At 43.9% G+C, this 20635-nt stretch carries 24 protein-coding genes; 12 read left to right on the top strand and 12 right to left on the bottom strand.

Translation table 11 applies throughout. From position 1 onward, the window contains the following. Positions 1 to 316 precede the first annotated feature (316 nt). Complete coding sequence (locus O8C65_02520; protein MCZ7355783.1) at positions 317 to 487, top strand: hypothetical protein; 171 nt, start codon at positions 317 to 319, stop codon at positions 485 to 487. 44 nt (positions 488 to 531) lie between these two features. Here the strand turns inward: O8C65_02520 and O8C65_02525 are convergent, their stop codons facing one another. The 4 genes from O8C65_02525 to O8C65_02540 all read right to left on the bottom strand — a co-directional run bounded on the left by O8C65_02525 (position 532) and on the right by O8C65_02540 (position 2574). Beyond that, on the bottom strand, positions 532 to 1038 hold the full coding sequence (locus O8C65_02525; protein MCZ7355784.1) for a hypothetical protein: 507 nt from the start codon (positions 1036 to 1038) through the stop codon (positions 532 to 534). Between the two features lie 217 nt (positions 1039 to 1255). Beyond that, the gene (locus O8C65_02530; protein MCZ7355785.1) at positions 1256 to 1510 is read right to left on the bottom strand and encodes an AAA family ATPase; all 255 of its coding nucleotides are present in this window, start codon (positions 1508 to 1510) and stop codon (positions 1256 to 1258) included. Then, on the bottom strand, positions 1511 to 2044 hold the full coding sequence (locus O8C65_02535) for a deoxyuridine 5'-triphosphate nucleotidohydrolase (protein MCZ7355786.1): 534 nt from the start codon (positions 2042 to 2044) through the stop codon (positions 1511 to 1513). A 44-nt stretch (positions 2045 to 2088) separates the two neighbouring features. Beyond that, positions 2089 to 2574, bottom strand: coding sequence for a hypothetical protein (locus tag O8C65_02540; protein ID MCZ7355787.1), 486 nt, complete (start codon positions 2572 to 2574; stop codon positions 2089 to 2091). Between the two features lie 259 nt (positions 2575 to 2833). Between O8C65_02540 and O8C65_02545 the strand changes: the two genes are divergently transcribed. After that, a complete protein-coding gene (locus O8C65_02545; protein ID MCZ7355788.1) occupies positions 2834 to 3037 on the top strand; it encodes a hypothetical protein in 204 nt (67 codons plus the stop codon). On the opposite strand, the gene O8C65_02550 is transcribed toward O8C65_02545, so the two are convergent. Continuing rightward, positions 3034 to 3315, bottom strand: coding sequence for a hypothetical protein (locus tag O8C65_02550; GenBank protein MCZ7355789.1), 282 nt, complete (start codon positions 3313 to 3315; stop codon positions 3034 to 3036). The two genes, O8C65_02545 and O8C65_02550, sit on opposite strands and share 4 nt — an antisense overlap. Before the next feature lie 115 nt (positions 3316 to 3430). Between O8C65_02550 and O8C65_02555 the strand changes: the two genes are divergently transcribed. The 8 genes from O8C65_02555 (at position 3431) to O8C65_02590 (ending at position 12212) form a co-directional block, all read left to right on the top strand. After that, positions 3431 to 3679: a thioredoxin family protein gene (locus O8C65_02555; protein MCZ7355790.1), complete on the top strand. Its 249-nt coding sequence runs from the start codon at positions 3431 to 3433 to the stop codon at positions 3677 to 3679. Positions 3680 to 3975: 296 nt separating this feature from the next. Further along, complete coding sequence (gene pscS / locus O8C65_02560; GenBank protein ID MCZ7355791.1) at positions 3976 to 5166, top strand: O-phospho-L-seryl-tRNA:Cys-tRNA synthase; 1191 nt, start codon at positions 3976 to 3978, stop codon at positions 5164 to 5166. 123 nt (positions 5167 to 5289) lie between these two features. After that, positions 5290 to 6306, top strand: a complete 1017-nt coding sequence (locus tag O8C65_02565; protein ID MCZ7355792.1) for a DUF169 domain-containing protein — start codon at positions 5290 to 5292, stop codon at positions 6304 to 6306. Between the two features lie 122 nt (positions 6307 to 6428). After that, on the top strand, positions 6429 to 8642 hold the full coding sequence (locus tag O8C65_02570; GenBank protein MCZ7355793.1) for a CDC48 family AAA ATPase: 2214 nt from the start codon (positions 6429 to 6431) through the stop codon (positions 8640 to 8642). Between the two features lie 19 nt (positions 8643 to 8661). Beyond that, positions 8662 to 8925 (top strand): PRC-barrel domain-containing protein, encoded by a 264-nt coding sequence (locus tag O8C65_02575; GenBank protein MCZ7355794.1) that lies wholly within the window; start codon positions 8662 to 8664, stop codon positions 8923 to 8925. A 34-nt stretch (positions 8926 to 8959) separates the two neighbouring features. Next, positions 8960 to 10336, top strand: coding sequence for a hypothetical protein (locus O8C65_02580; protein ID MCZ7355795.1), 1377 nt, complete (start codon positions 8960 to 8962; stop codon positions 10334 to 10336). A 10-nt stretch (positions 10337 to 10346) separates the two neighbouring features. Next, positions 10347 to 11438 (top strand): cell division protein FtsZ, encoded by a 1092-nt coding sequence (gene ftsZ, locus O8C65_02585; GenBank protein MCZ7355796.1) that lies wholly within the window; start codon positions 10347 to 10349, stop codon positions 11436 to 11438. Between the two features lie 18 nt (positions 11439 to 11456). Further along, positions 11457 to 12212 (top strand): 7-carboxy-7-deazaguanine synthase QueE, encoded by a 756-nt coding sequence (locus O8C65_02590; protein MCZ7355797.1) that lies wholly within the window; start codon positions 11457 to 11459, stop codon positions 12210 to 12212. On the opposite strand, the gene O8C65_02595 is transcribed toward O8C65_02590, so the two are convergent. Next, positions 12209 to 12700, bottom strand: coding sequence for a hypothetical protein (locus tag O8C65_02595; GenBank protein MCZ7355798.1), 492 nt, complete (start codon positions 12698 to 12700; stop codon positions 12209 to 12211). The two genes, O8C65_02590 and O8C65_02595, sit on opposite strands and share 4 nt — an antisense overlap. Positions 12701 to 12814: 114 nt before the next feature. On the opposite strand from O8C65_02595, the gene O8C65_02600 reads away from it, so the two are divergent. Further along, the gene (locus O8C65_02600) at positions 12815 to 13522 is read left to right on the top strand and encodes a hypothetical protein (GenBank protein MCZ7355799.1); all 708 of its coding nucleotides are present in this window, start codon (positions 12815 to 12817) and stop codon (positions 13520 to 13522) included. Positions 13523 to 13591: 69 nt separating this feature from the next. Further along, on the top strand, positions 13592 to 13861 hold the full coding sequence (locus O8C65_02605) for a DUF3303 family protein (GenBank protein MCZ7355800.1): 270 nt from the start codon (positions 13592 to 13594) through the stop codon (positions 13859 to 13861). 55 nt (positions 13862 to 13916) lie between these two features. Here O8C65_02605 and O8C65_02610 read toward each other — a convergent pair whose 3' ends face one another. From O8C65_02610 to gyrB, 6 genes are read right to left on the bottom strand one after another with little or no spacing between them, the layout of a single operon-like run. Beyond that, on the bottom strand, positions 13917 to 14705 hold the full coding sequence (locus O8C65_02610; protein MCZ7355801.1) for a class I SAM-dependent methyltransferase: 789 nt from the start codon (positions 14703 to 14705) through the stop codon (positions 13917 to 13919). An 11-nt stretch (positions 14706 to 14716) separates the two neighbouring features. Continuing rightward, complete coding sequence (gene gyrA / locus O8C65_02615; GenBank protein MCZ7355802.1) at positions 14717 to 17221, bottom strand: DNA gyrase subunit A; 2505 nt, start codon at positions 17219 to 17221, stop codon at positions 14717 to 14719. A 4-nt stretch (positions 17222 to 17225) separates the two neighbouring features. After that, on the bottom strand, positions 17226 to 17627 hold the full coding sequence (locus O8C65_02620) for a HEPN domain-containing protein (GenBank protein MCZ7355803.1): 402 nt from the start codon (positions 17625 to 17627) through the stop codon (positions 17226 to 17228). Next, the gene (locus tag O8C65_02625) at positions 17617 to 17937 is read right to left on the bottom strand and encodes a nucleotidyltransferase domain-containing protein (protein ID MCZ7355804.1); all 321 of its coding nucleotides are present in this window, start codon (positions 17935 to 17937) and stop codon (positions 17617 to 17619) included. Before O8C65_02625 ends, O8C65_02620 begins: the two co-directional genes overlap by 11 nt. Before the next feature lie 8 nt (positions 17938 to 17945). After that, complete coding sequence (locus O8C65_02630) at positions 17946 to 18566, bottom strand: hypothetical protein (protein MCZ7355805.1); 621 nt, start codon at positions 18564 to 18566, stop codon at positions 17946 to 17948. Positions 18567 to 18568: 2 nt separating this feature from the next. Next, on the bottom strand, positions 18569 to 20476 hold the full coding sequence (gene gyrB, locus O8C65_02635; protein ID MCZ7355806.1) for a DNA topoisomerase (ATP-hydrolyzing) subunit B: 1908 nt from the start codon (positions 20474 to 20476) through the stop codon (positions 18569 to 18571). Positions 20477 to 20635 lie beyond the last annotated feature (159 nt).

Genomic DNA, 20635 nt, shown 5'->3' on the forward strand with positions numbered 1-20635 from the left:
CAGGCAAATCTTTAATACTTTGAAAGTCTTAACCTTATTTTGCCTACGGGCCTTGGGGTTCAACCGTACTTTAGTAGGTTCAGTTGAACCCTACGTTTTTCATGGTCAGTAAAATCCAGTTGTTAGAGTTATTATCTTTCAAACTGCCACTTTACCACCATTTGTGTACAGGATTTATTCATCTGTACGCCAAGTTATTTTCATGTAATGTATATAAATTTATCGTTTTTATCGTGTTTAATCAGTTAAATGTGAAAAAGAAATCTTTAATATTAAAAAAAGTATCAATTACAAAAATGGTTACTAAACGAAAAAAATGCGAGGAGTTGAAATTTTCAAAAACAATCCATACATTTCAATCCTTAAATTAAAAGGAAGTATCGTTGACATTTCCGTGGTAGCGGTAACATGCGCTTTTCTGGGAGTCTGGGATTACAGGGCAGCCTTTGCAATCCTTGCGGGAATTATGATTCACAGCGGGTATTGACTGTTCCGAATATTATTATATTACTGATTAAGATGGAAGTATATCTAAACTGATGAATTTTGCAATTCTTTTAATACATCAGACGTAACGGATCCAATCTGGAACATTTCTTTCAATTTTTTAATTGCAGGCTTATCGATGAAAAAATCACTTATTGTTCTGTATTTATTAATAAGCAGACTTACTTTGATATCAGGATATATGCTGACAAGATAATTCTTGCAATAGACCGCAGCATCCTGGTCAGATGTTGCTCTTCCGATTATTATCGCCATCGTTTTATCACCGAAACAGTGGAAGACATCCTTAAGGATTACACAACCTGAGATTGTCTCCTTTACAACAATATCTCCTTGCTGCTGCATGGTGCGTGTGTGATATGCCGCAGAATTCCCGTCTTTGAATTTCAATATTTTTGCAAGCTCCGCATTGGTGATCGTACTGTCGGCAAGCAGGGTCAGCAAGATGAACATATCGGTTTCGTTTAAATGCGATACTTCGGATATTATTTGTGCGATTTTATTAACTCTGTCTGGAATTATTTCATTCATTATAATGCACATACTAATTATTCGTTTAACTAAAATAAGTTTTCGTTTAGAAAGGTAACTCGCGCCCTATTTCATGCTTCATCCTTCTTTCGCGAAACCACTTTTCACAAAAAATCATCCATCAGCTTGCTTATATCAACATGGTCATTCAGCTCCAGCAGATTACTCTTTTCTTCTGAAGCTGCATGCCATTTTCGGCTTTTCGACAATTTCCACACTATCTGTCTGCCATCAGCTTCACAGGATAACTGATGGATGATGTGGACTTATCATTGGTAATATCACTTTCCATGATTTGTCTACCCGATGTCCCTGAATGGCCGATTCTGCTAAGTGCCCATGAAAGCATGATTGCAATTGCATCCAGAACAGTTGATTTTCCAGAGCCGTACGCGCCAACAAAGACCTTAAGTTTCGGATCTAAGGGGCTGGTCTCGTAGGAGTTCGTGGGTTCAAATCCCATCCTCCGCATCTATACATTCTCATTCTGATAGATCCCGCAATATCCTTCCCTCACTTCTTCATCAAGCCTGAAAAACAGAAGCTGCAGAACTCGGGCATTTTTCTTGATCTTGAACCCTTTTTCATTATAAACAACAAGAAGGCTCTCACTCCTCCCGCTGTAGCCAGCATCCCAGACGGCGGTCTCCACTGTCACGCCGCACCTGAGGAGACTTGAGCGCGGTTTTGCGATCGCGGCTATGTTTTTAGGAATATTTACGACTTCATTGAAAACGATTTTATAAACGCCTTTGGGCAAATGAACCCATCCTTCGTTATCAAAATCAATCTTGTTGGTTGGCGGGAGTTTTCGCTCGGAATTATCAAATGCCACCGCACCAGAACCATCATAGACCTCTATGCGCTGCAGTGAGAGTTCAACACCGTTTGGCTGCACCTGTGCCTTCGGGTCTATCATTTGGTCGATAAGGGGCGGCTTATTATTGATCAAAGAAATTAATTCATCGTGAGAAAGCACAAGAACACAATTGGAGGATGATAGGATAAATATTGCTAACCAAAAAAAGAGAGGGAGTTCTCCCTCAAAGCTTACGGGTCCACCTTAATGTGTCCTCCCATCAGCACATCACCACCCTTATATTTGAGCACTGGTATGAATATCATGAAAGTACCTGCACCTTTCTTGCCTGCCGTCACGATGACTTCATACGGTAGCATCATTTTTGCTCCGGTGGCATCGGTAACTTTCGCCATTCCGCTGAAGGTCGCCGTCCCTGCTAATTTATCAATAACAAGCATTGTGACATTTCCTTTGACCTTAATATTGGCGCCATGGTCATAGTATTTCAGGTTTCCTTCTATCTTGGTGCCCTTCTTGTCTGGAATGTTTTTGGCTTCGAACCCAAAGGTTGATTTGTTATCGGGAACAGTACTATTGATCCAGCCTCCACCCTTGGTTTCCATTTTTTCTTTTTTTTCTGGTTTTGCTGCCTTTGCCATTGTTGTGGGGACTACAAAAGCCGCAACCACAATTAGTGCTAACAGCAACGCAACTGTCCTGGTTCCTAATCTCATTGTATTTTCCTCCCAAATTTTAAGTATTTACCTTTCAAAGAGCGCTTTACGCGGAGCCCTCGACGCCTGATGCCTCAATGCCCTTATGAGCAAATCCCTATTCATCCAGGATATTTTAAAGCATTGAATAAGGTAGTTTGGATGGAAACCGCATATACCTTTAGGAAGGAGATGCATGTGCTGAAAGCATATGGAATTCATACATGGCAAAAAATCAAAGGTTATAAATAAGAATACTTAAAGTTATATGATTATTATTATGATTTTAATTGACAGAGTGCTGGAGTTGCTCCAAAATTCTCAATGGCACGACATTGAGGAGATAAAAAAGGAGATCTCTGCGCCTGAAGATACATTGAACGAGATCCTTAATTTCCTGCAAGGACAGGGATACATTATTAGAGAAAATGAAAAGCTGAGAATAAAACCCAAAGGCTTAAGATTCCTGGAACTCCCAACCTAAACCAATTTTTTCACTTCATTCAATCTCCTGAACAGTTCCTTCCCTTTTTCAGTGAGTTCATAGTATTCATCCGGATTGGTTTTTGCTACAAAACCCTCCTCTAACAGGAAGTCAAAATATCTCTTAAAATTTCTCCAATCCAGATATGCCTTTTGCATAATTCGTGTCTTTTTTACATTATTTTCTTCCAGTATTATTCCCAGCACTTCGAGAATTATATCCCATCTGCTTCTTCCCTTCCTTTCTAAAATTATGATTTTTTTATACCGCTCGTGCATTTTAAACCCATGTAATATTGGGCCAGAGCAAATCCTAATCTAACAAAGAACAAGGGATATGCAAATCTTGCCGCATAAACAACTCATTAATGTAATCAGATACTATTTGATAGCAATGACCACAATTGAACTTTATTATTCAGACACCTGCCATAACTGCCATCAATTAAGGGCGCTTATAATGGAAATTCTCCCCAAAAACATGAAATTCAAAGAAATTAACATCTCTTATCCAGAGGGACAGCGCAGGGCAAGCGAGCTCAATATAATGTCAGTTCCAACCGTTGCTATCGATGGAGAGGTTGTGTTTGTTGGAAGAGTTACAAAAGAGGAACTCTTAAGAGAGATTAATTTAAAAAAGTAAATATTTACTATACGCATCTTATCATATTCGAATAAAACTCAATGCTATGCCTTTGAGAGAGAAGCCAGCAATTCCGTGTCAAGATATCGCGTAATGATTGAATTAGCAGGCATAGAGATTGCAGTTGAAATAAAACCGTAAATTTCCTCTACGTAATTACCTCGACCGTTAATTTTAAGCCCGTCTAAAAACTCTTGAATCAAAAATATCATCAAACAAATCAAGCAATGACAGCAAAAACTACCTCTTCGAATCTCAACGAGGAATTAAGTCATTAAGTCACGTAGGAGCTGAGCATGGAAGATCTGAAAAAATACAAGAATGTCATGCGGGGAATCTCCGAAACTTACGTCAATGTGCACCCCATCCAGCGCGGCGGCGTGCTGACCGGAGAGGCGAGAAAAGCCCTCCTGGAGTTCGGGGACGGCTATTCTGTGTGCGACTACTGCTTCGAGTCAAGAGTGGACCTTGTAGATAACCCGCCGGTACACGATTTGACACAGGATGTCGCAGAGTTCCTGAACATGGATGATGTCAGGTTCACCGCAGGATGCAGGCATGCGAAATGGGCTGCAATGCATATGGTATGCGAACCTGGAGATACTGTTGTTCTCGATTCCCTGGCACATTACACATCATATCTTGCAGCCGAGGCGAACAGGTTGAACGTTGTTGAAGTACCTCACAACGGCTACCCAAAATTCGAGATAGATATCGATGGCTATGCCGGTAAATTTGAGGAAGTGGAAAAAAAGACAGGAAAACTTCCGGCGATGGCTGTGCTCACCCATGTGGATTACAGGTACGGGAATGTGGCCGATGCTGAAAAAGTTGGAAGGATATGCAAGGAATATGGCGTCCCGTTCCTTCTGAACACTGCTTACTCCTCAGGCATAATGCCAGTGGACGGCAAAAAACTCCACGTGGATTTCCTGTGCGGCTCGGGTCACAAGAGCTGGGCTGCGTCCGCTCCCATGGGAATACTTGCCACCACGTATGAATGGACTAGCAAGGTATTCAATAAATCAACCGTCAGGGGCGACTGGAGCGGCAGGGGGTTCACAAAAAAAGAGGTGGCCTTATTTGGATGCTCCCCGGTTTTTGGAGCACCGGTTGCCACACTTATGGCATCATTCCCCGCTGTTGTTGAAAGGGTCAAACACTGGGATGAAGAGGTGAAGAAAGCGCAGTATTTTGTGGGGGAGCTTGAGAAGATCGATGGATTCCACCAGATGGGCGTCAAACCAAAACAGCACACTCTCATGAATTTTGAAAGCCTTCCCCTGCATGAGATCGCTGAAAAAGATAAACGACGGGGATATTTCCTGTACCATGAATTAAAAAAGCGAAAGATAGTGGGGCTTCACCCGGGTATGAGCAAGAATTTCAAGATCAATACCTATGGTCTGAAATGGGAACAGATAAAGTATGTCGCGGATGCATTCAAGGACATCGCGAGAACAAATGGAATAAGAGTTGAGGAATGAAATGAAATACTCTGAACTGTCCCACCCCGAGTCGCGCCTCGGGAGGGCGCATACACGTATGCCCTTCGGGCATACATGGATTCAATTATTGAACCATAAGGTTAACCTACACGGAGAATTATAATGAAATACGCTGAACTGTCAACCAAATTCAGGAAATTTTTTGAACTGCCTTCGTCGCCAGTGGCCGTGAGAATCATCAGTGATGGCTCTCAGGAGCAGAAAACCGGAACACAGCCAATGCGATTCTGCGAAATGGTACGGCGAAGCGCGGTTTATGGCGAGAGTTTCATTTTTGGGGTTGAGGAGCTCACGTGCACGAGCGCTGAACTTGCGCTCGGATTCACTGAACCGTCGTACGGAGAAATCTATCCGCGGATAAAGCCTGCAAACACGAAATTCGTGAGCGTATCGCCGCTTGAAAAGACGGACAAGAAACCCGACGTGGTAATAATAGTGAGCACCCCCCGCAAAATAATGCGCGTTTCGACCATACTTTCCCAGCTGCACCAAAAACAGCCTGTGGAAGCGAAATTCAAAGGTGAGTTCGCAGTGTGCGGAGAATGCACGGCAATACCCTATATGGAGAAAAAAGTCAACATGTCCCTTCTCTGTAACGGCGCAAGGATGTTTTCGGGTTACAGGGATGACGAGATAGTCATGGGATTTCCACTGGATGATTTTATCCGGATATCAGAGAGCACGGAAGAGAAAGAAATAACTAGTGCACTTTGCGGTTGTATCATGGACGACATCCCGGCAAATGCCGTTGCTGCAATAGAGAAGATAGGATTCGGAAAAGGGACGGACCAGTTCTTTGGAAGATTTGGTGAGGAGATAATACGGCTTTACACACCAAAAGACAAGGAGGGTAAGATCACTTCCCTGACGCTGCATGTGCCTGTAAAATTCAAGGATGACGCCACTGCCAGGGTGGTGAATGAAAAAGTGCATGAGTTCCTGCAACCGCCTGTTCTTCACAGGGTAAGGGATAACTGGGTGGACATCGCGCTGCCTTTAGATCTGGGAGAAACCCTCAACAGGGCAAGCTTGAAGGGCAATAAATTCGAAGCGTTGGTCAAAGGCGGTATAGATACATTATTGAAGGAAGTCGAAAAGGTGAAGAGGAAAGCGGTTTAGGATATAAATATTTATTGAAAATTCTAGCAAACAGTTTTATCCCTGCAATACAATTAAGTACAGGAATATATAAAGGCATATAATTATTGGATTATTCAAATATATCTGAGGGGATATAAAAAATGGACGAAATACAGCTCACTGTTGCAAAAGCATATCCAAACGATTCGGGAAGAGGGATTGCCCGTCTTGACCCGCACACATTGATGGTTCTGCAACTTACCCCTGGCGATGTCATAAAGATGGAGGGGAAGAAGAACACGTCAGCAAAAGTATGGCGTGCAGACCGTATAGACTGGGACCAGGATATCATTCGTATTGATGGTTTCATAAGGCAGAATGCAGGTGTGGGCATAGGCGACCGTGTAAAAATTAGTAAAGCGGAAGTAAAGATAGCTGATAGGGTAGTACTTGCGCCGCCTGAAGGTACCTCAATACAGTTCGGGGGAGAAGCAGAGGAAATGGTAAAGCGGCAGATAATGAAACGCCCGGTCACAAAAGGAGATATTATTCCGGTAATGAGCACAATGGCGCACCCCTTCCTCGGGCGCGTGGTAACAGGTCAGACCATTCCGCTGATCGCGATAGAGGCCGAGCCAGAAGGAATAATTCTGATCACCGAAAGTACAGAGATCAAACTCAGGGAAAAGCCTGTGGTAGTAGATGTGACCGGGACTGGTATAACATATGAGGATATAGGTGGTCTCAGTGACGAGATCCAGCGTCTTCGCGAAATGATCGAGCTTCCCATGAAACATCCTGAGGTATTTGAGAAATTGGGTATCGAATCACCCAAAGGCGTATTGATGTACGGCCCGCCCGGAACAGGCAAGACCCTGATAGCCAGGGCGGTTGCCAACGAATCCGGAGCAAATTTTTTCTCAATCGCCGGCCCTGAGATCATGAGCAAGTATTACGGTGAGAGCGAGCAGAGGTTACGTGAGCTGTTCGAGCAGGCCAACAAGGATGCCCCTTCCATTATTTTCATAGATGAACTGGATTCCATCGCTCCCAAAAGGGAAGAAGTGACCGGTGAAGTGGAACGCAGGGTTGTTGCCCAGCTTCTGACCATGATGGATGGTCTTGAAGAGAGAGGCCAGGTTGTTGTGATAGGTGCAACGAACCGGATAGATGCGATCGATCCCGCGCTTCGCCGCCCTGGCCGCTTTGACCGCGAGATAGAAATAGGGGTGCCAGACAGGATGGAGAGGCTTGAGATCCTCCAGATACACACACGAGGCATGCCGCTTTCGAATGAGGTTAAACTTGAGGAAATTGCCGACAGGACCCATGGGTTCGTTGGCGCTGACATCTCGGCTCTTGCACGAGAGGCCGCAATGAAAGCTCTTCGGAGATATCTTCCCCAGATAAAACTTGATGAAGCTGTACCGCGGGAGATACTCAACAGCATGCAGGTTACAGGAAGCGATTTCGAGGAAGCGCTAAAAGATGTTGAACCTTCAGCTATGAGGGAAGTGCTGGTTGAGATCCCAAGAGTGGTCTGGGATGATGCTGGTGGCCTCGATGAGGCTAAGCAGGAGATAATAGAAGCCGTAGAATGGCCTCTTAAAAACTCTGCGAAGTTTGAAAAAATGGGTATCCGTCCACCAAAAGGAATTCTGCTTTACGGTCCACCGGGCACGGGCAAGACTCTTCTTGCCAAGGCTGCTGCGAATGAAAGTTCTGCCAATTTCATCAGCATCAGGGGTCCGCAGCTCTTGTCAAAATGGGTGGGAGAATCGGAAAAGGCAGTACGTGAGGTATTCAAAAAAGCGCGCCAGGTTGCACCATGCATACTCTTCCTCGATGAACTGGATGCCATCGCTCCCATAAGAGGAGTGGACATGGGTTCTAAGTCTTCGGAACGTGTGGTCAACCAGCTACTGACAGAACTCGATGGCATTGAAGTCCTGAAGAACGTTGTGGTAATAGCTGCAACGAATAGACCCGAGATAGTCGATCCGGCACTTATCCGCTCCGGAAGATTTGACAGATTGGTTTTTGTAGGACCGCCCAGCAGGTCGGGCAGGATCGAAATACTCAATATCCATCTTAAGAATATCCCTCTTTCAGATGATGTGGTAGTAGAAGAATTGGCGGATCTTACTGATAATTATGTAGGGGCTGACATAGAATCACTGTGCAGGGAAGCAGTAATGCTGGCACTCCGAGAGAATTTTGATACTGAAAAAGTTGAGATGAAGCATTTCCGGGACTCATTGAAAAAGGTGAGACCTGCACTGGTTGAGGGTATGTTGGAATATTATGAAAAGCTCCAGGAACAATTCAAGGGTGGAAAGAAACAGGAACAGAAGTCTTATATAGGATATAGATAAAAAGAAGACGGGAATTTTTATGGCGAAGATACTTGCAAAAAATCTAGCGAATAAGAGGGTAATGCTCACTGACGGTTCAGAATTCGGAATTGCCACTAACGTGGTAATGGATACTCAAACCGGGGAACTGATATATCTTGTTGTGAAACCCGGCACCATGGTGGATACATCGAAATACAAAACGCAGGATAGTTATGTACTGATACCTTTTGAGGCTGTCAGGGCTGCAAAGGATTACGCAATTGTCGATAAAAAGATGATAACCGGCACCGATATGGATTGATTTTATTTTTTGACCGATAGTAGAAGGCAGTGTTTTGAGCGGTGAAACAAAGACCACAATAATTTGTTCAACTCAGGACAGGGCCAGCCAGAATATCAAGACCAATCTATTGGCTCTCAAGAAATGGGAGCAGCTAAAATCTAATACTTTTTCTGTTTTTGAATTCAAGAATTTTCGGCTCGTAGAGATAAATGAACCTCTAATTCACCAGGACAGGCTTGATAAAAGACTATCCGAATGCGGGTTTCCTGCGAATCTCATAATATTTGCATCCAAGCACAGGAGCAAAGATGGGCGGGCTATTCTAACTGTTCATTCCACAGGTAACGTTAACGAAGCGAAGTTCGGGGGATCGCTAAAGCAACTTGCCGCCGCCGCTCCGCAGGCCTTGCGTTCTTTACTCCGGTCACTGAAAGTCCTGGTCGCGAACGAGGATTACGAGGTCACTCTTGAGTGCACGCATCATGGACCGAGTGACATCGATATGCCTTCTGTGTATATTGAGATAGGAAGTAATGAAGACCAGTGGCTTGATGAAGTGGCAGGCAGAATCGTCGCAAACGCTATCCTGATGCTGAAAGATGGTGACTCTCCAGTGGCTGTGGGCTTCGGGGGCACACACTACGCTCCCAGACAAACAGCCCTTGTCCTTGAAACCGATATCACTTTCGGGCACATATTTCCATCGCATGCGCTTTTCGAACTTGATGAGTATATAATACGAGAGGCTTTTTTGAAATCCAAAGCTGATTTTGCCTATTTTGACAGGAAATCCATGAAGGCAGAGCAGCGTGAAAAATTGGCTTCAATAATTGAAGGATTGGGATTTGAGGTGCTAAAAGAAAGCGATATAAGGGATATGGAAGGGGTCCCATGGCAATTTTGCAAGCAGCTTCGGCAGAAGGTCAAAGAAGTATGCCCAAATGGCCGCCCTATGATCACAAACGGAATAAAATGCGAAATATCATCCTGCCAGAACTGCATATGCCCAAAGGTAAAAATCGCCCGCATCAATCCCGACCTTTTATCTGAAGCCGAGAAACTCGATAGAGATAGACTTAAAAAATTTCTTTCAGACCATAATATCGCCTATATCGAATATGAAGACGGGAGATTTGCCCATGTCATAATCGCTCTGGATAGCAACTGCGCAAGGTTAGTGGCAGAAAAATTAAAGAACGAATGCATAGATATCCTGAAAAAACATTATGATGTAGGGGTCAATAATGGAATATTACAGATAACAGAAAAGAAGTTCAGCCCGGAGCGCGCAAAATCCCTGGGAATGTCCATGGGCCCGCTCTTTGGGAGATTAGCTCAGGGTCAATCTGTGATCATAGATGGAAAAACTATAAATCCAGAAATGGTATATGAAATAAATAAAAGAACCATTAAATTAGGTTATGACTGAGGGATGAAACATGGAATCAATAATATCTGAGGCAATCGCACGGGCCGGAGAATCTAAAATTCCTTCTGTTGGGGAAACAGACGAGGAACTCCTGGCAATCCTGCAAGAATTAAAGACGAATATCGTGGTAATAGGATGCGGAGGATCGGGATCAAACACAATCCAGAGAATATCTGAAGAAGGAATACTTGGTGCAGATCTGTATGCGCTCAATACTGATGCCCAGCATCTACTGAACATTAAGGTCAAGAAGAAAGTCCTGATCGGCCGGAGCAGGACGAGAGGGCTTGGCGCAGGAAGCATACCGCAGATAGGGCAGGATGCTGCCCAGGAATCCAAAGCCCAGATAGAAAAAGTGATAGGAAATGCAGATATGGTTTTCGTGACCTGCGGACTTGGCGGTGGAACGGGCACAGGATCAGCACCCGTGGTGGCTGAAGTTGCTCGGGATTCCGGAGCTCTCACAATTGCTGTTGTAACATTGCCGTTCTCTGTAGAAGGATCTGTGCGTATGGACAATGCCGAAGCTGGTCTTGAGAGGCTACGCGATGTAGTGGATACAGTGATCGTTGTTCCCAATGATAAATTACTTGAAGTGGTACCGCATCTTCCACTGCAGGCAGCATTTAAGGTATGCGATGAGGTACTCATGCGCGCCGTCAAGGGAATAACCGAATTGATCACGAAACCCGGTCTTGTCAATCTCGATTTTGCCGACATAAGAGTCATAATGCAAAAAAGCGGTGTGGCCATGATAGGTCTTGGCGAAGCCGAAGGCGAGAACAAAGCGATAGAATCCGTCCAGAAAGCACTTAGAAGTCCACTCCTGGACGTAGATGTTTCGGGCGCTACTGCCGCTCTCGTAAATGTCGTTGGCGGTCCTGATATGACCATTGCTGAAGCAGAAAGCGTGGTGAATGAACTTTACACCCGGATCGATCCCAAGGCAAGGCTGATCTGGGGTGCCATGGTAGACCCGGAACTTGAGCATGTCATACGGACTATGATAGTAGTTACTGGAGTCAAGTCCCCCCAGATCCTTGGAAGGAACACGCAGGGGAATATATCCACAGCTAGATATGGAATTGACCTGGTTAAATAAGATGCATCGGCCATTTTAATGCATGCGCAGATAAAGGAGATATTTAATTCGATTCAGGGTGAAGGACTATATGTAGGCGTGCGCCAGGTATTTGTGAGGTTCGAAATGTGCCAGCTGCATTGTGCATATTGCGACACGCCTGAGAGCCGCACGACTTCAGCCGCCTGCAGCATCGAGGGCACGCCAGGAAAAAGGGATTTTCATTCGTTCAGCAATCCCATGAACAGGGATGATCTTGAGAAAGCAATACGTAAATTATGGTCCCCTTCAACCAGACACGTATCTTTAACAGGCGGGGAGCCTCTTATCCATTCAGATTTTATCAGGACGCTCAATCTTGAATATCCCTTATACCTTGAGACAAATTCCGGTTTTCCGCAAAAGGCCCGGAAATTAAAAGATATTATCGCCATTGCTTCATGCGATATCAAATTGCCTGAACACGACTCAACACAACATTACAGCGAGCTGTTGAAGAACGAGCTTGAGACAATATCAATATTTAACGAGACAGCAAAGACCTTCGTGAAAATAGTTGTTCTTCCGGAAACTACAGAACAATCGTTAACTTCCGCAGTCGATGGAATTGCCTCGATTGACAATAACATTCCCCTGATACTTCAGCCTGTGACTCAAAAAGCCGAGGGAAGGTATGATCAAAACAGCATGGCGAAGACTTCCAGGATGCTGCTTGAGCTGATGGATTTTGCGGGGAAAAAGTTAAAGGATGTGCGTGTCATACCTCAAACGCACACATTTCTGGGAATGCTCTAATGAAGTGTTGCAGCTGCCAGGTTCAGCACCGAATTGGAATCGTTAGATGATCCAACTATTATCATTGAATCAACGTTTGCCCATATTACAGTGAAAGTCATTAATTGCTTCCCATTTTTTGTTTCATAATCTTTAACTTTTGTGGCATTATGGCCGTTGAATAAAACTTCCTCAAAAGGATCGTACTTTGCATTTTTGTATGTCTGCTTGTACTGATCGACAAGAAAGCTGGGCTGATCGTTTTTTATGACCTGAATATAAATGTCTTCATTATTATTTCTATAAACACCTTCAGTAGCATTCATCGATGATCCCCCGATGTCCACTGTAGCTTCATGGATGCCCATAAAAGTAAAACCTGAAGGTAAGTTCTTTTGCGGAATAACCTGAGATTGTGGAGTTACCTGCGTCGGTTTACTGAAAATACATCCCGAAATAAGAATTGCTGGAACGATTAAGATAAGGAATAATATACTTTTATTTGACATACTATTGTCTCCTTTCCTTCTAATACCCATCGGACTTAAAAAGGTAACGGTTACTACGAATTCAATTGAAGTTAAAGCAAGCTTATATATTCAATGTTTATATTTTATATTGTAATGGAAATTTTCTTTAAATATGACATGAAAAAACTGGTTTTTCTTGCTATAACAGTCCTATTCATATTTGTTTCAGGCTGCATCGGGTTTGATAAGAATCCAACACCCGGTACTCCCGATATGTCATCTCCAACTGAAACTTCCAGCACCATAACTCAGATTGCGGACGTATCCAACAGTGAAGTTGGAGGGGGCACACCTCAAACAAGAATAAATCAGAGTGATTTGCTGATAGACAGGATAGCCGAGAACCTGACCATTATTTATAATAAAAAATGGTATGCTCTTTATCAGGAAGATGAACTTGACTGTTCAAGGATGTCCACGTACCTGTGGAATTACATCAGGAGCAATTACCATGTAGCGCCGAAAATAGTTGCTTCATATCAAAGGCAGCATGCATGGTTAGCTCTGAAGGTCAGCGATGTGGGTAATTCATCTGAGTACAGGCACTGGAATATTAAAGGAACAGATTATTATTATCTGGAAGCCACAATACCAAAACTCGTTTTGGATGATAACCAGAGGTTCATAGTAAACGACCAGGAATACACCTCCGCAGAGTTCTATAATGCTACAGTTTATTTTTTTGATACGCCGCAGGATGCAAATGATTTCCATGCTGACAATTCATGGCTTGGTGGATGGAACCAGGAGTTCAGGTTGAAAAAAGATGATATTGATAAGATTGAAACGTTGATGAAATAATAGTATTTTTTGCCTGTAAAGCCTTATTAATGATAAATACCAACATTATACCGTGGAGGTTACATCGATATGTTGTTCATGGACATCTGGACATGGGAACCAGAAAATAGGCGCGAAGTTGAAAAAAGATGGAGTGAATTCAAATATCCTGAAGAGCTGAAGGTCGCAGGCGAGTGGCTCGATCTCACGGGAAATCGCATATTTGTCCTGTATGAGGTTGACGACCCCAAAGCCATGCTGGCAGCCAATGATATGTGGCTGGATATCGCGAAGGTTGATTCTGTCCCGGTGATGGAAGCGAAAGAAGTGGCGAAGATATATGCGGAGAAGATGGGATAAGGATATTATACCTTATCCTATAGGAGTCTCTGCAAATTGATTGCACTCCCGAAAATTATTTTTTGCCTATGTAGTACAAACGAATAAAATCCACCTTTATTTTCCCATCTTTTGACTGTCTCTCAATCTCTTCCTTCACACCATTATTAAAACTGGTGATATAATCATCATCAATATCAATGTCGTAGTATTCTCTTCCAGTATATCCATTCGCAGTGCTTGAAAGATATATGTTGAATGCATCTTCTGTTGAATAGTAAGTTTCCTCATACTCTACTTCAATTAAAACAGTAGAGAAACCCTGTCCTTCAAAAAAGAGCTTATAGTCATTCTTGGTTGGAAGGCGAAACCACGGGTCTCTCCAGTGAGAAAAGATAGGTTTAATCTTTTCATTCTGCACAACTTCAGATATAATTCTATCACTCCATGGCACCCAGTTATAGGTTCCAGGACAGGCAAGCCCCAATCTACCGGATTTCTTCAATGATCTGAAAATTGCTTTTATTGCCTTGGCCGGATCCCTGAACCACGGCAGTGCAGAATTACAGAAGGCAATGTCGAATTCGTTATTGTAATCCAAATCTTCAGCCGCGATTTGCCTGAATTCTATCCCCGGATACAATGCTCTAGCCTGTTTAATCATGCCATCAGAAATGTCTATACCTATTACTTTTCCGCTTGTGACTTTACTGAGCAAATTCGTAATATGCCCCGGTCCGCAGGCAACATCAATAGCGCTATCTGTACTCCCGACTTTTAAGAGATCAAGCAGTTTCAGTGCTGCTTTTTGCTGAACCAGTGATTTTTCTTTATATTGACCTGATATATTATCGAAAGTGGTCATGTTAAGCTACCTCACTCAGCCTCCTCCTCTTCCAGCTTCTCCTGCACCGCTTTCTCCTCCCCGCTCTCCTCCTTCGCAAGCGTCGCCACCCCCACCACCCTGTCCTTCTCCCCCACATTCATTATCTTCACGCCCTGCGTATTCCTTCCCTGCACGCGAATCCCGCTCACAGGCACGCGGATGATGATGCCGTTCGAGGTCGTGACCATTATCTCGTCATCTTCATGGACGCTCCTTATGTCAACCACGCTCCCGTTCCTGATGTTAACATCGATAGTTATCACACCCTGGCCGCCGCGGTTGCTGGTGCGGTATTCCTCAAAGTCTGTGCGCTTCCCGAAGCCGTTCTCTGTCACCGTGAGAAGAGTAGCTCCTCCTTCCACCACTGCCATGCTCACCACTTCATCCTCGCCCATGAGCCTTACACCTCTGACGCCATAAGCGCCGCGCCCCATGTCGCGCACATCGTTCTCGTTAAAGCGAATCGCTTTTCCATGCTTTGTGCCGATGACTGCTTCTTTTGTGCCGTCCGTGAGCTTCACCGATACAAGCTTATCCCCGTCATCAAGAGAAATGGCGATAATGCCTGTCTTTCTGGGATTTGAGAAATCAGTGAGAGCAGTTTTCTTAGCTGTACCTTTCTTTGTGACCATCAGTAGATAGTGTTTCTCATCAAACTTGCTGATAGGTATATACGCGTTGATCTTTTCACCCTGTTCAAGTTGCAGCAGATTGACGATGGCCGTGCCCCGGGCCTGCCTTCCTGCCTCGGGTATCCCATATACTTTCAGCCAGTAAACCTTGCCTTTATCGGTGAAGAAAAGGAGGTAATCATGAGTATTGCCTATAAAAAGGTCGCTCACGAAATCCTCTTCTTTTGTCTCCATGCCCATCACGCCCTTCCCGCCGCGGCGCTGCTGCTTATATGCATCCACTGCGATGCGCTTGATATAACCGCTGTTCGTGATTGTGATGACGTCATCCTCCTTTGGTATCAGGTCCTCGGTCACAAGTTCTCCTGTGCTCTCGATGATCTCGGTCCGCCTTTTATCTGCGAATCGTGCCTTGAGGTCTGCAAGTTCTTCTTTTATAAGTGCAAGTATTTTTATTTCACTTGCAAGGAGTTCTTTGAGCCATTTTATTGTCTTTTGTAGCTCACCGTATTCAGTGTCTATCTTCTCGCGCTCTAAGCCGGTGAGGCGCTGAAGCCTCATGTCAAGGATTGCCTTTGCCTGTTCAATGCTCAGTTTGAACTTTGCAATTAGACCATCGCGCGCTTCATCAGGTGTATTTGAAGCTTTTATAAGCTTGATCACTTCATCGATATTATCAAGCGCAATTATCAAACCTTCGAGGATATGGGCACGCTGCTGTGCCTTTTTGAGCTCAAACTGGCTTCTTCTTATTATTGCATTCTTCCTGTGTGAAATATACTGGACGATTATTTCCTTTAACGGAAGAACAATTGGCCTCCCATCGACAAGTGCAAGGTTGATAACGCCAAAAGTGGTCTCAAGCTGGGTATGCGAATACAGCTGGTTCAAAATGATGTTCGCCTGCGCCTGTCTTGATACTTCCATTACGATGCGGATGCCATCTTTATCAGATTCATCACGAAGGTCGGTTATCCCCGCAATTTTCTTGTCCCTCACAAGACCTGCAATATCTTCTATCAATTTTGCCTTATTCACCTGATAGGGGAGCTCATTGACGATTATTGTTTCCTTGTTCTTTACTTCCTCTATTATTGCCCTGGCACGCATCTTTATCGAGCCACGGCCATTTTGGTAAGCATCTCGTATCCCCTGCCGGCCGTAGATGAATCCAGCTGTGGGAAAATCAGGCCCTTTGACTGCGGTCATGAGTTCGTTCCATTCGACAGCAGGATTATCTATGACCATAATAATTCCGTCAATAACCTCCCCAAGATTATGAGGCGGCATGTTGGTCGCCATGCCGACGGCGATACCTGTCGAACCGTTAATGAGAAGGTTGGGAAGCTTACATGGAAGAACTGAAGGCTCTTTTAATGAATCATCGTAGTTGGGTACGAAATCAACGGTCTCTTTGTCGATGTCGCCCAGTATTTCATCTGCTATTTTTCCGAGTCTGACTTCAGTGTATCGCATCGCTGCGGCGCTGTCGCCGTCGATACTGCCGAAGTTCCCCTGCCCGTCGATAAGCGGATAACGAAGCGAGAACTCCTGTACCATCCTTACGAGAGAATCGTAAACAGCGATATCACCATGCGGGTGGTATTTACCCAGAACATCTCCCACGATCCTTGCGGATTTCTTGTATGGTTTGTCATGTGTCATACCCTGCTCGTTCATTGCATACAAAATGCGGCGGTGAACGGGTTTCAAGCCGTCCCTGACATCCGGAAGCGCGCGCCCCACGATGACGCTCATGGCGTAATCAATGTAGGAGCGCTTCATCTCGTCCTCGATGTTCACCGGGGTGATTTTTTCAACTACAAGTTTCTGCTGGGGGTTCTTAGGTTCTGGGTCGGTCATGGTATCAGCTCAATTTTGATTTTAATCTGGTTAAAACGAATTCTTTGATTTTCTTGGCATTTTTAAAAGCCAGTTGTGCCTCTTCAAAAGTAATCTCATAATCTTCTTCTAAAGGATATCTGACTTCGACTGCATATCCCGATAGTTCAGACGCAATATCATAAAAGTCAGTAAATTTAGAATCGATTTCTTTGCAAATTGAAATCAATTCCTCAAGGTCATGTATTTTTGGTGCTTCTTTTCCTTGAAAAGCAAGAAATCCTTTAAGATATTTTTCTGCGACCTGCTGGCTGTGAAAACATATTATATCTGTAGGAGGGCTTTGCATTGTGAACAGATATTCCACTGTTATAAGGTCATTATTTGCTTTATTGAACCATTTTTTGGCTACATCTTTATTGTCCATATATGACCTTTCCTTTTCTAATGATTGAAGTTACAAAAGCAGCAGAAGCATTTTTCCATTTCTCAACTTCCTGCGGTGTATAAACGAGAATATCCTTCGGAACCCTGATGTCACGTAGTAATTTTCTTATCCGAACCCCCCTTTTATGCATTGGTTCCTTCGTCGGGAGAATTACCAATAAATCCAGGTCGCTGTCTTTTGTCGGGTTTCCATAAGCGTATGAACCAAAAAGGATTATCTTTTCAGGATGGGCTTCGTTAACAATACGGTTTTTGATTTGCTGGATAAGTTCTTCGGTTATTGGTTGCATGGTTCTGTTCACAAAGTTACATGAATATCTTTAATTGGTATTTCTAATTCAAAATAGGTATTATATCCCCACGACTTGGAAAGTTGTTTGTCACCAATAAAATCTATTTTTACATCATTAAGACGAATTCTAATAGAATTCTTTTTGCTTTCTTTTTTTAGTGATTTTAGTATAGTTATAAAATTTGTATGCAAGGGTTGAAGTTTTGCACTATTCTTACTATGCTGTTGATGAGTTACTTCCATTTCTTCTATTGCTGGAATTGGTGTTCCCAACTCATATTCATGACCAGATATATCCTCATAAATTGCACGCATAGTTATTTTTTTTGTTTTAAAATCAAATATGCTGAAGTTTAAAATTACAAAAGTGAATTCCAACGACGGAGACGGATTATTATCTTCTGCTTTGATAACTCCCAACATTGAGTTAAATTCGATCATTGACGAGTATTTGTTTAAATTCTCGTTACGAATTTCTTTCAACCGTGTTAGTTCTTGTTCCAAATTATTAAGTTGCACTTCTTTTGCAACCAAAGCATTTTCTTTTTTATTTAAATCAAAATATTTCTTAAAATAAGAATATGCTCTATAAATAATAGAAATTGGAAATGATGTCCAATCAACCATCTTTACACATCCAAATTCCTTACATCCTTCGCATGCCTCTCGATGAACTCCCGCCTCGGCTCCACCTTATCACCCATAAGTATTGTAAAAATCTCATCCGCCTTTATTGCATCCTCAAGCGAGACCTTGAGCATCGTCCTTGTCCCGGGGTTCATTGTAGTATCCCAGAGCTGCTGCGGGTTCATCTCACCAAGACCCTTGTAGCGCTGCATAGCAATACCTTCCCTTCCTATCTCGACTAATTTCTTATTGAGTTCATCCTCATTATACACGTAAAACTCGGACTTTCCCTTCTTGACCTTGAAAAGCGGAGGCTGGGCAATATATACAAAACCCATGTCAATAAGCTGGCGCATGTACCTGTAAAACAGCGTCAGCAGCAGCGTCCTGATATGGCTTCCATCAACATCGGCATCGGTCATTATGATGATTCTGTGATAGCGGGCTTTATTAATATCGAATTCCTCACCCTCGCCTATGCCTGCGCCTATGGCTGTGATGAGCGCGCGAATCTCCTCGTTCTTGAGTATCTTGGTAAGGCGCGCCTTCTCCACGTTCAATATCTTGCCCCGCAAAGGAAGTATCGCCTGGAACTTGCGGTCACGTCCCTGCTTTGCGCTTCCACCGGCTGAATCACCCTCCACGATATATATCTCGCTCTTTGCCGGGTCTTTCTCCGAGCAGTCGGCTAATTTTCCAGGGAGCGAGCTGACTTCAAGCGCGTTCTTTCTCCGCGTGAGCTCGCGCGCCTTCCTCGCTGCTTCCCTCGCCTCGGCCGCTTCAAGCGCTTTTGAAAGAATGTTCTTTGCTGCCGTTGGGTTTTCTTCAAGGAACTCCGACAGACCTTCTGAAACAAGCGTCTCCACGATGCCCTTGATGTCGCTGTTGCCCAGTTTTGTCTTGGTCTGTCCCTCGAACTGGGGATTTGTGAGCTTGACGTTGATAATTGCCGTTAATCCCTCTCTCGCGTCCTCTCCTGACAGCTTTTCCTCGCCCTTCAGGAACCCCTTTGATTTAGCATAATCGTTGGACACCTTGGTGAGGGCAGCCTTGAATCCCGCAAGATGAGTCCCTCCTTCGTGCGTGTTTATATCATTGGCAAAAGTATAGACATTCTCGGTATAGCTATCGTTATATTGCATTGCGATTTCTACTATTGTGGAATCTTTTTGCTTCTGGAAATATATCGGCTTCTCGTGGAGGAGGTTTTTGTTCTTGTTCAGGAACTCAACAAACGATACGATGCCTCCTTCATACTGGAACACCTGCTCTTTCTGGGAAAAATCATCTTTGATTGAGATTTTCAGCCCTTTATTGAGGAACGCAAGCTCACGAAGTCGTCCTGCTATTATTTCAATATCGAACTGAAGAGTTTCGAAAATAGCTTTATCGGGTCTGAATATGACTGTTGTCCCTGTTCCATCGGCTTTATCTATCTCCTCTACTTTGGTAACAGGTTTTCCCTGCTCATACCGCTGTTTGTACAGCTTACCATCCCGTTTGACTTCTACTTCGAGCCATTCTGAGAGAGCGTTAACAACAGATACGCCAACGCCATGGAGACCTCCTGAGACCTTGTATGCGTTATTGTCAAACTTTCCGCCAGCATGGAGCATGGTCATGACAACTTCCAGTGCAGATTTATTATACTTCGGCATGGTTTCGATCGGGATTCCCCTGCCATTATCGATGACCCTGACGCTGTGGTCGGGTCTGATGGTCACCTCGATATTGTTGCAGTAGCCTGCGAGGGCTTCATCTATGCTGTTATCCACCACTTCGTACACTAAATGGTGAAGTCCTCGAGCATCTGTGCTGCCTATGTACATGCTGGGGCGTTTGCGCACAGCCTCAAGCCCTTCAAGTACCTGAATCTGCTCTGCGCCGTATTCTTTGGTAGTAGTCTCCATGTCAATTTCCTTCGTTTATTAAAAGATTAAATAATAAGTATTAAATTATCTAAGTCTCCTTTTCCAATACAATTCCCTGGGTTCAAAACAATTCAGTACCTTCGACCTGCTGAATCTTCCGGTCTGTAATTGTTTTTTATAGCATATATACCTTATCAC

The organism is Candidatus Methanoperedens sp., from assembly GCA_027460535.1.
Taxonomy (GTDB): Archaea; Halobacteriota; Methanosarcinia; order Methanosarcinales; family Methanoperedenaceae; genus Methanoperedens.

Bases quoted from the DNA above. Each gene is read 5' to 3' on its own strand.
- O8C65_02520 (MCZ7355783.1), top strand. From the start codon at position 317: ATGCGAGGAGTTGAAATTTTCAAAAACAATCCATACATTTCAATCCTT.
- O8C65_02525 (MCZ7355784.1), bottom strand. From the start codon at position 1,038: ATGAATGAAATAATTCCAGACAGAGTTAATAAAATCGCACAAATAATA.
- O8C65_02530 (MCZ7355785.1), bottom strand. From the start codon at position 1,510: ATGCGGAGGATGGGATTTGAACCCACGAACTCCTACGAGACCAGCCCC.
- O8C65_02540 (MCZ7355787.1), bottom strand. From the start codon at position 2,574: ATGAGATTAGGAACCAGGACAGTTGCGTTGCTGTTAGCACTAATTGTG.
- O8C65_02545 (MCZ7355788.1), top strand. From the start codon at position 2,834: ATGATTTTAATTGACAGAGTGCTGGAGTTGCTCCAAAATTCTCAATGG.
- O8C65_02550 (MCZ7355789.1), bottom strand. From the start codon at position 3,315: ATGCACGAGCGGTATAAAAAAATCATAATTTTAGAAAGGAAGGGAAGA.
- O8C65_02555 (MCZ7355790.1), top strand. From the start codon at position 3,431: ATGACCACAATTGAACTTTATTATTCAGACACCTGCCATAACTGCCAT.
- pscS (MCZ7355791.1), top strand. From the start codon at position 3,976: ATGGAAGATCTGAAAAAATACAAGAATGTCATGCGGGGAATCTCCGAA.
- O8C65_02565 (MCZ7355792.1), top strand. From the start codon at position 5,290: ATGAAATACGCTGAACTGTCAACCAAATTCAGGAAATTTTTTGAACTG.
- O8C65_02570 (MCZ7355793.1), top strand. From the start codon at position 6,429: ATGGACGAAATACAGCTCACTGTTGCAAAAGCATATCCAAACGATTCG.
- O8C65_02575 (MCZ7355794.1), top strand. From the start codon at position 8,662: ATGGCGAAGATACTTGCAAAAAATCTAGCGAATAAGAGGGTAATGCTC.
- ftsZ (MCZ7355796.1), top strand. From the start codon at position 10,347: ATGGAATCAATAATATCTGAGGCAATCGCACGGGCCGGAGAATCTAAA.
- O8C65_02590 (MCZ7355797.1), top strand. From the start codon at position 11,457: ATGCATGCGCAGATAAAGGAGATATTTAATTCGATTCAGGGTGAAGGA.
- O8C65_02595 (MCZ7355798.1), bottom strand. From the start codon at position 12,700: ATGTCAAATAAAAGTATATTATTCCTTATCTTAATCGTTCCAGCAATT.
- O8C65_02600 (MCZ7355799.1), top strand. From the start codon at position 12,815: ATGGAAATTTTCTTTAAATATGACATGAAAAAACTGGTTTTTCTTGCT.
- O8C65_02605 (MCZ7355800.1), top strand. From the start codon at position 13,592: ATGTTGTTCATGGACATCTGGACATGGGAACCAGAAAATAGGCGCGAA.
- O8C65_02610 (MCZ7355801.1), bottom strand. From the start codon at position 14,705: ATGACCACTTTCGATAATATATCAGGTCAATATAAAGAAAAATCACTG.
- gyrA (MCZ7355802.1), bottom strand. From the start codon at position 17,221: ATGACCGACCCAGAACCTAAGAACCCCCAGCAGAAACTTGTAGTTGAA.
- O8C65_02620 (MCZ7355803.1), bottom strand. From the start codon at position 17,627: ATGGACAATAAAGATGTAGCCAAAAAATGGTTCAATAAAGCAAATAAT.
- O8C65_02625 (MCZ7355804.1), bottom strand. From the start codon at position 17,937: ATGCAACCAATAACCGAAGAACTTATCCAGCAAATCAAAAACCGTATT.
- O8C65_02630 (MCZ7355805.1), bottom strand. From the start codon at position 18,566: ATGGTTGATTGGACATCATTTCCAATTTCTATTATTTATAGAGCATAT.
- gyrB (MCZ7355806.1), bottom strand. From the start codon at position 20,476: ATGGAGACTACTACCAAAGAATACGGCGCAGAGCAGATTCAGGTACTT.